Raw genomic sequence first — 10,854 nt, 5'->3', positions numbered from 1 at the left:
GAATAATATCCGTCCCCCGCCCCGCCATATTCGTGGCAATCGTCACCGCCCCTTTGCGCCCCGCCTGCGCAATAATTTCTGCTTCCCGCTCCACATTCTCCGGCTTGGCATTGAGCAAATTGTGGGGAATCCCCCGCTCTTGCAATAGGGCAGACAACAGCTCCGATTTTTCCACACTCGTTGTCCCCACCAACACCGGACGACCAATTGCGTGCAATTTTGCACATTCTTCCGCCACCGCCAGCCACTTGGCGCGCTCTGTTTTGTACACCACATCCGGCAAATCCTTACGAATGTTGGGGCGGTTGGTCGGGATCACCGTCACCTCCAGGTTGTAGATTTTGCTAAACTCCGCCTCCTCCGTTTTCGCCGTCCCGGTCATCCCCGCCAATTTCGGGTACAGCAAAAACAAATTCTGATAGGTAATCGTCGCCAGCGTCTGGGTTTCTGGCTCAATCGGCACCCCTTCTTTGGCTTCAATCGCCTGGTGCAACCCATCACTCCAGCGCCGCCCCGGCATCACCCGCCCGGTAAATTCATCCACAATCACCACTTCGTTATTGCGGACAATATAGTTCACATCTTTGATGAATAATTCCTTGGCTTTGATGGCGTTAAAAATGTAGTGCGCCCAGGGGTTCTCCGGGTCGTATAAATCTGTAACCCCCAGGAGTTTTTCGGCGGCAATGAACCCCTCATCCGAAAGCAGGATATTGCGGTTTTTTTCATCCACCTCGTAATGCTCATCCCGCTGCAGTTGGGCCGCCACTTGCGCAGCAGTAATATATTTCTTTTCCCGTTCTTCCGGGTCACTCACCTGACCAGAAATAATCAAAGGCGTGCGGGCCTCGTCGATCAAAATTGAATCCACCTCGTCAATGATGCAGTAGTGAAAAGGCCGCTGCACCACATCTTCGATACTCGTGGCCATGTTGTCGCGCAGGTAGTCAAACCCCAATTCGCTGTTGGTGGCGTAGGTAATGTCGCAGGCGTAGTTTTTGCGTCGCTCGCTGGCATCCATCCCCTGCTGAATTAACCCCACACTCAGCCCCATAAACCGATGCAATTGCCCCATCCATTCCGCGTCCCGGCGGGCCAGGTAATCGTTGACCGTCACAATGTGAACCCCTTTGCCCGTCAGGGCATTCAAATAGGCAGGCAGGGTGGCCACCAGAGTTTTCCCTTCCCCGGTTTTCATCTCCGCAATTTGCCCCTCATGGAGCACCATCCCCCCCAACAACTGCACGTCAAAATGGCGCAAGCCCAGCACCCGTTTGCCCGCTTCCCGCACCGCGGCAAAGGCTTCCGGCAACAAATCCTCTAGGGTTTCGCCTCGCTCTAAGCGCTGGCGAAATTCCGCTGTTTTGCCCCGCAATTCCTCATCGGAAAGCCGTTGCATCTCTGCTTCCAACAGGTTGATTTCTACGACCAACGGCTTGTACTGGTTGATGCGGCGCTGGTTAGGGTCGCCAAGCAGGAATTTGAGCATGGGCGTCTATGGTCACAGGCATTATTTATCCTAGCATTGGCGGATCGGCCCAGAGAGCAAACGGCTGTGGTAGGCTGAAAACATCGCTTGATGTGGAGGCATTGGGACGCATGACTCAGGGGAAAGGGTTTGGGTTCGGGCTGGGCAAGATGAAGGAATTTGCCGATGCCCTCAAAAAAGCGCAGCAGGTGCAAGAAGGCGCCCTCCAAATGCAACAGGAACTCGACAGCATGGAAATCGTCGGGGAAGCCGCCCAAGGGGCCGTCAAGGTGGTCCTCAGCGGCAACCAGGAACCCCGGCGGGTGGAAATTGCGCCCACAGCCCTAGAAAAAGGGGCAGAGCAACTGTCGGAATGGGTATTTACAGCGCTCAAAGCGGCCTACGACGAGTCCACCGCCACGATGAAAAAGAAAATGGACGAACTCACCGGTGGCCTAGGCTTGCCGGGGGTTTAACCGCTGCACAATGGTCGTCAAAATGCCTTCATCCCCCACATTGCCCGGTACGATCACTACAGGTAGGTTAGGGAATTGCGGGTGGTCAGCGGGCGTACGAATCACATTTACCCCAGGGGCAATTTGCCCAAGCAAGCGCACGGCAGTTAAATCCAAGCCGTGACTGAGAATTTCGTTGGACGTAATCCCCCCTTTACTCACCAAAAAGCCGATGTCCGCGGGCAAATGACGTACCAACAAAGATGTCACCTGCGCCACCTGCCGCCCGAAATGTAAACGGGTTTGGGTATCGGGAAATTGCAATTCTTCGCGGGGCGTGTAGATGACAGGAAGCAGGCCCTGGTTGAGGGTAGCAATAACCAATTCGGCGGCCATTTCTACCACCTGCACAGGCGTTTTGCCCTGGAGCAATTGGGTAATTTGTAATTCAATTCCCCGCACCTGCGCCTGTTGCAACAAATGCTGGACTTGCCGGGTGGAAAGTTGCACATGGGAACCGACAATCACCACCCCAGGTAGGCTGCCTTGGACATAGCTGGACATGGATGCGGGAGCCACGGGTTGGGGAGGCAATTGGGCAAGGGCGCTGATGATGCCGGCGGCAGAACGCAGCAAAAACCGTTTGCCCTGGGCATGGGTGCGATACAGGGCTTGGGCGAATAGATGTAAATCTTCTTGGGTCACCGCATCGACTACCCCGCAGGCGTTGTGGCGCAGATTGAGCAATAATTCATCACAGCCAGAACGAATCTTATCTAACGTCAACCGGACCACTTCTTGACGTTTGATCCGCCCGCCGGTTTTTTCTTCCACATAAGCAGGTAGATAGGCCGAGCGATAGCCGAATACGGAATCTTTGGCAAATTCCGTTTGATCCACCGGTACAGGCGTTCCCTGCACGATTAAATAATGCACACTGTCCCGGGTAATTCTGCCCCCTTCGATAAACGCAGGAATGAGCAAATGGGCATCAAACCCACCCAATTCCTGATTGATCACTTCAATTTCCAACGGATAATGCCCGCGCAAGGTCGAATCCGAACGGCTGATGATCAGGTGATTTTTTAGTAACTCATCCCCCAGCACCTGCCGCAAATTCCGACAAATTTCTTGGGTAATTTGAGCAGCCTGCGTCGGCGTCCGGGCGCGGGTGTTTCCCAGGATGAAAAACAGAGGCGCTGGGTCGGCCAAAGCCATGCGCAAGGTCGCCACATCCCAGCGCAACAGGAGCAAACAACTGTGCACCGTCTGGGAACCGGTGGGGTCGTCATCCAAAACCACGAGTTTCGGGCGGGTCATCTTGTCAGGAGCACCATTAACCCTTCAGTATAGACACAAGCAGGTTACGGAGTAAGCGGGTGAATTTTCAGGAGTTGCAGGCAAGGCTGCATCAGTTTTGGGCGGCGCAGGGGTGTCTGATTGTCCAGCCCTACGATGTGGAAAAAGGGGCAGGCACCATGAGTCCCCACACCTTTTTGCGCACTTTGGGACCCGAACCTTGGGCCGTAGCCTACGTGGAACCCTGTCGGCGTCCGGGGGATGGTCGCTACGGAGAAAACCCCAACCGCCTCCAGCATTATTTTCAATATCAGGTGCTGATCAAACCCTCACCGCCCAACATCCAAGAAATTTATTTGGAATCCCTACGTTGTCTGGGCATCCCCCCCGAAGCCCACGACATTCGTTTTGTGGAAGATAACTGGGAATCCCCCACCCTGGGGGCTTGGGGCGTGGGTTGGGAAGTCTGGTTAGACGGCATGGAAATTACCCAATTTACCTACTTTCAGCAGTGTGGCAGTTTGGATTGCCACCCGGTCGCCATTGAAATTACCTATGGGCTAGAACGCCTTGCTATGTATCTGCAAAATGTGGATAAAATTACCGATATTCGCTGGAATGACCAGGTGACCTACGGGGATATTTATCTGCAAAATGAGATCGAACAATGCACCTACAATTTCCAAGCCGCCGACCCCCATGTTTTATTTCAATTATTTACGCTTTACGAAAAAGAGGCCCAACAACTCCTTGGCCAAAAACTGGTCACCCCCACCCTCGATTACGTGCTCAAGTGCTCCCACACGTTCAATTTGCTGGAAGCCCGCGGGGTGATTGCCGTCACCGAACGCACCCGTTACATTGCCCGGATTCGGCAACTGGCCCGTCAGGTCGCCCAACTGTACGTGCAACAACGGCAGGCCCTGGGATTCCCTTTGCAACGTTCTGGCGCCCCGTCCCCCGAACCGGCATAATAAAAACAAACGCATTGGGTCTTAGGAGTTGGCACTATGGCACGCACCCCCTCGGTGATGGTTGCTTTGGGCACGCCCGCCCCGGACTTTCACCTGCCGGATGTGGTCACAGGCAACATGATTAGTTTGGATACGTTTGCGGGCAAAACCGGGTTGTTGGTGATGTTTATTTGCCGCCATTGCCCCTACGTCAAACACATCCAACATGAATTGGCAAAGCTGGGACGGGATTATCAAGACAAGGATTTGGGGATTGTGGCCATTAGCGCCAACGATGCGGAAAAATACCCGGAAGATAGCCCAGAATCCCTCAAAGAAATGGCGAAAGAATTGGGATTTACCTTTCCTTTTTGCTACGACGAAACCCAAGCGGTGGCCAAAGCCTACCAAGCCGCCTGCACCCCGGATTTTTACCTGTTTGACCGGGACCGCAAATTGGTCTATCGGGGGCAATTTGACGACAGCCGCCCCAAGAGCGACCCGCCCATTCCCGTCACAGGCAAGGATTTGCGCGCTGCCATTGATGCCCTGCTTAGCGGTCAACCCATTTCCCCTGACCAACGCGCCAGTATCGGCTGCAACATCAAATGGAAACCGGGGAATGAGCCGGACTACTTCAAAACCGCCTAGACACCCAACCGTTCCCCCCCCCTGGGGAACCAAACCCTACAACAACCCATCCATCAGGGCGAACACCTCCCCTGCCGCCTGCCAATCGAGCGGTTGGGACTGGGTGCTCAACCATTGACTGAGCAACCGATGCAACCCCAAGAGCTTAAAGCTGGGTTCTGCCTGGGTTTGCACCATGGCTGCCGCCACCGGCAGATAGCCCGTTTCTCCCAAATCCCCCAACAACACCCGCTGCAAACGGCTGTCTGCCCGGTTGATCAGCTCCAGCAGACGGTCAATATACCCCTTGTCCTGCGTCAGTAAATACATTGCACATAGAGCTGCCCCCTGCACCCGCGGCAGTGGATGGGTGAGAAACGGTTGCATATGGGGGATGGCTGCTTGGGCATTTAAGCGCCCCAAGGCCAGGAGAATCGCCGGGTAGGGTTGGGGCAACTCTGCCGTACCCAACGCCGAGGGCGCCCCTGTAGCTGTTAACAATTCCACCAAATCGGGGATGGCCTGCACTGCGCCCAACAGGCCCAACGCCGTCGCCGCCGCGCCCCGCAACTGAAAATCCGCCACCTGCAAACAGGCCCGCAGCCCTGGAATTGCCTGTGGGTCCCCAATTTGCCCTAGGGCGCGCGCCGCATTTCGCCGCAGGGGGTAGCCGCCCAAGGCCGTGCGGTCCGATTCATCCTGCAAGGCCAAGATTAACGCTGGGACTGCCTCTTTGACGCGAAACCGCCCCAGCCACCAGGCGGCATAGTACCGCTGGCTCACGTCCGGGGACTGCAGTTGGGCAATCGCTTCCTCGACCGTCACCCTGGCTGGCCGTTGGCGCTCCCTAACGCTTCAATCCGCACAATTTTGCCCCCTAAACGGGTAATGCGGCGCATTTCTTCGTTCATGCGGTTGTAGGGCACGGTAAGAAACACACTGCCACTTTTGCGGATGGGAAAATTGCGGCGGTCGGTCTGGTCATTCTGGCGCAGCCCCACCACCTCATAGCGAAACAAACGCTGATTGGCTTCGGTGACATCAGAAGCTCCGGCAATTGCTGGCCCGTAAAACATCGATGCGGCTCCCGAATAAATTGCTGTTCCAATTTTAGCTCGCGGGGGTGTGGGGGTGGATAAGCCCCGCACGGTACCGGGATACAGCCACCCCCACGTGGTAGAATAGGTTTGGCCATACAAAACGGTGTTGCCGGAATCTGGTATGGCTACGCGGTAGGGCACTCCGTGTCTGCACGCAGAGGGTTCTTGCGGAAGCTCCCCGTTGAAGCGTGAAGTCCGCTCTCTGTCCGTAGGACGAGAGACGGGACTATGTCACAGTCTGCTGGCTCCCCCCGACACCAGCCCCCTGCTCCGGGATTTGATAATTTGTAACCATGGGCGCCCGTTTCCGGTGTGGTAGCATAGGCGCAATGTCCCTGTCTTTGTCCTGGAGGAGTTGTACATGCGTCCGCTGCTGTGGTTGCTGCCGACTTTGGGCCTGACTGCCCAGATGGCACCTGCCTACGCCCAAACCCCCGCCAGAGCAACGACCAGCAATACCCCCATTACAGACCAGTTTCGGGTGCCGCCCTTTCGGGACTACACAGGCGATGGCGTGCAGAATTTGGATGACCTGCCGGCCCACCAAAAAAACTACAACGACCTGTTGAAGAGATGGGCGGCCCGCATCAGCGGCACTGGTGGCGCCTTCTAACCGCCCCTTGACTTGTTCGGCGCAATTGGCCACACTCAAAATAGCAATTCCCAGCCGCTGGGTTATCCCCAGGTTAAGGTTGGGAAGGGTACAGCCGCGTAGGGGGTTGTTCCTGCTAAAATCCTGCTAAAATTTGACTGGCTCCGCTGCAAGTTTTTGTGGTGAGTTAGGTAATTGTTGAATTGTTGAGGAGTTAAGGCGATGCGTCCCCAAATGATGATTTCTCTGTCGGTAGCGGGCACTGTGTTGGCAGTGATGTCTCCGGTCAGTGCCCAGCCTGCGCCCAGACTGTACGAGCCACCGGTGATGACCACGACTGCTGCCAAGGCGGAAGCCTGGCCACCTTTTACCAAGCCTTTTTTGTGGAATCAGCCCAAAACCACGATTCAGTTTCCCAAGCCCTCTTATTACGAACATCCCCTGGCGATTGAGCGGAGCATGGAGCCGTTTCGGATTGGGATTAAAAAGACCACAGGCACCTCGGCGACGCCGGTGAGCGATAAGTTTCGCATTCCGCCGTTTCGGGATTACACGGGCGATGGGGTGCAAAATCTGGATGACCTGCCTGGGCATCAAAGGAATTTCACCGACCAGCTAAAAAGGTGGGCAAGCACGATCAGTAGCTGTTCGCGGCAGCGGGGCGTGATGTTCCGGCTGGTGGGCAAGGAGGAAGTGCCCATTCAAATCAACGGTGACCCTGGCAAGGTGCAGTTGAACGCCAATAATGTGCCGGTCTGCCCCGGCTAAACGGAGGGTTTCGGTTCAGATAGGTGGGACTCCCTGGGCAACCGGGGAGTCGTTTTTTGGGCGAGATGGGCAGGTACAATGGGAATGACGTTTGCCTGTAGCCTGATGTCTCCCGAAGCCCTAGCCCAGTACATGGCCGTCACCGGTCGTCTGAGTCAGCCCTGGTTGTTGGTGCAGTTGCGGCTGCTGAAGTTGCAGCAGGAACGCCCGGATTTGCCGCCGGAGGTGTATCTGCAGCGGTTGCAGGACATCCATCAGGATTTGATGCAGTTGGGGGAATGGTGGCGGGGACGGGAAGCGGAGGTCTTTGGTTTGCCATGACCACCTATCGCGCGGAAATTCAGATTACCCTCAAGCCTTCTGTCCTCGACCCGGCGGGCGCGGCAGTCACCAGAGGGTTGCAACAACAGCAGTATGCGGGGGTCCAGCAGGTGCGGATCGGCAAATATATTGAAGTGACGCTCACGGCTGCCGATGCAGCGACGGCGCACGCCCAGGTGGAACGTCTGTGTCAGGAGGTATTGACCAATCCGGTGACGGAAACCTACCGCTTTCGGCTGGAGGCGGGGGCGTGAAGTGCGGTATTGTGGTGTTTCCGGGGTCGAACTGTGACCGGGACATCGCCTGGGTGACCCAACAGGTGCTGGGGTGGCCCACCCGTTTTATCTGGCATGAGGAGACGGATGTGGATGCCCTCGACCTGGTGATTCTGCCGGGGGGGTTTAGCTACGGGGATTATTTGCGCTGTGGGGTTTTGGCGCGGTTTTCGCCGGTGATGCAGGCGGTGGTGCGTCATGCCCAGCAGGGGAAATGGGTGCTGGGGGTGTGCAACGGGTTTCAGATTTTGACCGAGGTGGGGCTGCTGCCGGGGACGTTGATGCGCAATCGGGATTTACGGTTTATCTGCGATACGGTGCCGGTGCGGGTGGAACGCAACGACTTACCCTGGACGTGCCAGTATCAGGTGGGGCAAACGCTCAGTTTACCCATTGCTCACGGGGAGGGGTGTTATTACGCCGCTCCAGACGTCCTGCGGGAGTTGGAACAGCAGCGGCAGGTGGTCTTTCGCTATCTCCCCCCCAACCCCAACGGTTCTTTGGCAGACATTGCCGGAATTTGCAATCGCCAGGGCAATGTTTTGGGGATGATGCCCCACCCAGAACGGGCCAGCGATGCCGACCTCGGTGGCACCGATGGTTTGGGGTTATTTCAGGGGTTGGTGGCGTGGTATGCTAAAACTGCCATGCCCAAGGACTGCCTATGAATGCAGAGGAATTGCTGGAACGGTACCGAGCCGGCGAACGGGAATTCAGCGGTTGGGATTTGCAGGGGGTGGATTTGTACAAAGCGGCGCTCAACGGGGTGAACCTGAGCGAGGCCAATTTAGCCGGAGCGGATTTGAGCGGGGCCAAACTCACGGGGGCGTACTTGGCAGGGGCAAATCTCACCCAGGCGAAATTGAAACAGGCCATCTTGCGGGAAGCCGACTTGAGCGATTGTGTGCTTGTTGGGGCTAATTTGACCCAAGGGAAACTTTCAGGTGCAATCTTGGCGGGGGCGGACTGTTCCCGGGCGGATATGAGTGGGGCAAACCTGAGTCGGGCGGATATGAGCGGGGCAGTTTTGGTGCAGGCGGATTTGACCAGTGCGAATTTGACCGGTGCCTACTTGCACCGACTCGATGGTCGGGAGGCGAATTTTTGGCAGGCGGATTTATGCCGGGCGATTTTGCGGGAGGCCAATTTGGCGCAGGCCAACTTTCGGGAGGCGGACTTGTCCCGGGCCATTTTACGCTTAGCCAACTTGCAGGGGGCAAACCTCAAAGGCGCCAGTTTGAATGGGGCGGTGTTGCAAGGGGCCAACCTGCAAGAGGCGTATCTGGTGGATGTGGACTGGCAGCGCGCCATTCTAACCGACGCTGAATTAACGGGTGCTACTTTGCCAGATGTGGCATTGGGGTAACGCCCGTTTTGCCCGTTGGTTAGGGGCCTTGGATCCTTCCCTAAGAGCTCAGGTTTCTTGTTGTACGCTGGGTTAAAAACAGGAGGGATCCCCCATGCACTTTCAACCCGACGGCGCTTTGGACGACAGCTTGCCAGGAATAGCTGCGGAGGCGACGGTTTGGAATGCGCTGCGGCAAGGGCTAGGAGCGGACGCGGGTTATAGCTAAGCAGGCAAAGGTTGATATGACATAGGCCGCTGGGCGTAACCCCACATTAGTTTCTCATAGCGAAGCGTGGCGTAGCCGTGAATCTTGAGGCGACAACCTTAACCTACCTAGCTATAGTTTCCGTAGCAGAACGGTGTTACCGGCAAGGCGCAAAAAATTTCCTATCGCTGACGGTGACCGATGACACGGATTCTTGGCCACTCAATCTCTTGGAAAAAGAGTTTGCTTGGTTGCAATTACGTTCCAGAGGGAGAAAAGTAACGCGCCACTCGCTCGAAAACTCAATCTGCTGTTAAAATAAACTAGCATCGGGAAAGCAGAGGGAGCATCAGCCGTCATGTATAAAAAAATTCTGGTTGCGGTGGACGATACTGAACTTGGCAAATCAGCATTTCAAACTGCTTTGGATTTGGCATCCCGCTACCAAGCGCAAATGATGTTGATTCATGTTCTTTCTCCCATCAGTGAGGCCTATCCCGACTCGATTTTCATCACACCGCTGGCTTCAGGAGCCTATGTAGGCTTGCATGAAGAAGTGATGCGTGCCTATGCGGAGCAGTGGAAGAATTTTGAGCAAAAAGGCCTTGAGATGCTCCAGCGTTTGACCCAGACTGCCACCGCCCAGGGGATTCCTACGGAATTTACCCAAGCTTTGGGGGATACGGGGCGTGCCATTTGCGATCTGGCCAAAAACTGGCAGAGCGATCTGATTGTGATGGGACGGCGGGGACTCAAAGGGCTCAGCGAATTGTTTTTAGGGAGTGTGAGCAACTACGTTTTACACCATGCCCCTTGCTCCGTATTAGTGGTGCAACGAGAACACCAACCAGGGGATAAAGCTGGGAAAAAATCTGAGGAAACTGCCGCGACAAGTTAAACGGTTTTAGCTTTCTAGAAATTGGTGAGCAACGCCCAAAATTTAATTTAGATGGACGCACATTGGGTAAGGCTGGAAGCCATGTACTGCAGGGAGGAAAGCTCCTTTGGCAACTTTATTTGCTATGTGTTTAATATAGCTAAGCATAGGTTGACATGCTATGGGTCGCTGGGCGTAGCCCCACAATGGCGTAGCCATGAATCTTAAGGCGACAACCTTAGCCTACCTAGCCATATTTTCTATTCACATAAGATCAGCACAACCTGTTGATCTAAAAATATTGCTACAAACACTTATCCGAATATTCCTTGAGGATGTCTAACATCTCAACGTGTTTTGCCCTTACTTTTTTGGAGGGTTAAGCCTTGCGTTATTGATACTGTTAGCAAAGACCTGTTCTTTTATAGTCATTTTTATTGAAAATGCAACATTTTATGGGAGGAGGGTGTAAGATGGGGAGGAAGGTGAGAATCAAGGAGGAGAATCAGAATGTGTTACAGTCTGGATTTACGGAAGAAGGTGATAAGTTTCATTGAGAACGG

General features: G+C 55.0%; 14 protein-coding genes. 10 read left to right on the top strand and 4 right to left on the bottom strand.

All coding sequences use genetic code 11. The features are described 5' to 3' along the window. Window positions 1-1,489 (bottom strand): preprotein translocase subunit SecA (gene secA, locus ACWISF_RS09200; protein ID WP_448381289.1); only part of this gene is annotated, 1,489 nt, incomplete at its 3' end. Window positions 1,490-1,599: 110 nt separating this feature from the next. On the opposite strand from secA, the gene ACWISF_RS09195 reads away from it, so the two are divergent. Continuing rightward, window positions 1,600-1,944, top strand: a complete 345-nt coding sequence (locus tag ACWISF_RS09195) for a YbaB/EbfC family nucleoid-associated protein (RefSeq protein WP_448381288.1) — start codon at window positions 1,600-1,602, stop codon at window positions 1,942-1,944. Here ACWISF_RS09195 and ACWISF_RS09190 read toward each other — a convergent pair. Then, window positions 1,924-3,243 carry a four-carbon acid sugar kinase family protein gene (locus ACWISF_RS09190; RefSeq protein ID WP_448381287.1) on the bottom strand — a complete coding sequence of 440 codons (1,320 nt, stop codon included), beginning with the start codon at window positions 3,241-3,243 and terminating at the stop codon, window positions 1,924-1,926. The genes ACWISF_RS09195 and ACWISF_RS09190 overlap by 21 nt on opposite strands. Before the next feature lie 59 nt (window positions 3,244-3,302). Here ACWISF_RS09190 and glyQ point away from each other — a divergent pair, with 59 nt between their 5' ends. After that, window positions 3,303-4,196 (top strand): glycine--tRNA ligase subunit alpha, encoded by an 894-nt coding sequence (gene glyQ / locus ACWISF_RS09185; protein WP_448381286.1) that lies wholly within the window; start codon window positions 3,303-3,305, stop codon window positions 4,194-4,196. Window positions 4,197-4,232: 36 nt separating this feature from the next. Further along, window positions 4,233-4,826 carry a thioredoxin family protein gene (locus tag ACWISF_RS09180; RefSeq protein ID WP_448381285.1) on the top strand — a complete coding sequence of 198 codons (594 nt, stop codon included), beginning with the start codon at window positions 4,233-4,235 and terminating at the stop codon, window positions 4,824-4,826. A gap of 36 nt (window positions 4,827-4,862) precedes the next feature. Here ACWISF_RS09180 and ACWISF_RS09175 read toward each other — a convergent pair whose 3' ends face one another. Together ACWISF_RS09175 and ACWISF_RS09170 are read right to left on the bottom strand one after the other, a co-directional pair. Then, window positions 4,863-5,630 carry a HEAT repeat domain-containing protein gene (locus tag ACWISF_RS09175; RefSeq protein WP_448381284.1) on the bottom strand — a complete coding sequence of 256 codons (768 nt, stop codon included), beginning with the start codon at window positions 5,628-5,630 and terminating at the stop codon, window positions 4,863-4,865. Then, window positions 5,627-5,881: a phycobilisome linker polypeptide gene (locus ACWISF_RS09170; RefSeq protein WP_448381283.1), complete on the bottom strand. Its 255-nt coding sequence runs from the start codon at window positions 5,879-5,881 to the stop codon at window positions 5,627-5,629. Before ACWISF_RS09170 ends, ACWISF_RS09175 begins: the two co-directional genes overlap by 4 nt. Before the next feature lie 385 nt (window positions 5,882-6,266). Between ACWISF_RS09170 and ACWISF_RS09165 the strand changes: the two genes are divergently transcribed. The 7 genes from ACWISF_RS09165 (at window position 6,267) to ACWISF_RS09135 (ending at window position 10,312) form a co-directional block, all read left to right on the top strand. Then, complete coding sequence (locus tag ACWISF_RS09165; RefSeq protein WP_448381282.1) at window positions 6,267-6,518, top strand: hypothetical protein; 252 nt, start codon at window positions 6,267-6,269, stop codon at window positions 6,516-6,518. Window positions 6,519-6,719: 201 nt separating this feature from the next. After that, window positions 6,720-7,265 carry a hypothetical protein gene (locus tag ACWISF_RS09160; RefSeq protein ID WP_448381281.1) on the top strand — a complete coding sequence of 182 codons (546 nt, stop codon included), beginning with the start codon at window positions 6,720-6,722 and terminating at the stop codon, window positions 7,263-7,265. Window positions 7,266-7,370: 105 nt separating this feature from the next. Next, on the top strand, window positions 7,371-7,586 hold the full coding sequence (locus ACWISF_RS09155) for a hypothetical protein (RefSeq protein ID WP_448381290.1): 216 nt from the start codon (window positions 7,371-7,373) through the stop codon (window positions 7,584-7,586). Further along, on the top strand, window positions 7,583-7,840 hold the full coding sequence (gene purS / locus ACWISF_RS09150; protein ID WP_448381280.1) for a phosphoribosylformylglycinamidine synthase subunit PurS: 258 nt from the start codon (window positions 7,583-7,585) through the stop codon (window positions 7,838-7,840). Before ACWISF_RS09155 ends, purS begins: the two co-directional genes overlap by 4 nt. Next, entirely contained in the window at window positions 7,837-8,529 is a 693-nt protein-coding gene (purQ, locus tag ACWISF_RS09145; protein ID WP_448381279.1) for a phosphoribosylformylglycinamidine synthase subunit PurQ, read from the top strand. Before purS ends, purQ begins: the two co-directional genes overlap by 4 nt. Then, window positions 8,526-9,227, top strand: coding sequence for a pentapeptide repeat-containing protein (locus ACWISF_RS09140; RefSeq protein ID WP_448381278.1), 702 nt, complete (start codon window positions 8,526-8,528; stop codon window positions 9,225-9,227). Before purQ ends, ACWISF_RS09140 begins: the two co-directional genes overlap by 4 nt. 545 nt (window positions 9,228-9,772) lie before the next feature. After that, entirely contained in the window at window positions 9,773-10,312 is a 540-nt protein-coding gene (locus ACWISF_RS09135) for a universal stress protein (protein WP_448381277.1), read from the top strand. Window positions 10,313-10,854: the final 542 nt, after the last annotated feature.

This window comes from Gloeomargarita sp., assembly GCF_053491055.1.
This window is presented reverse-complemented; position numbering and strand designations above follow the sequence as displayed.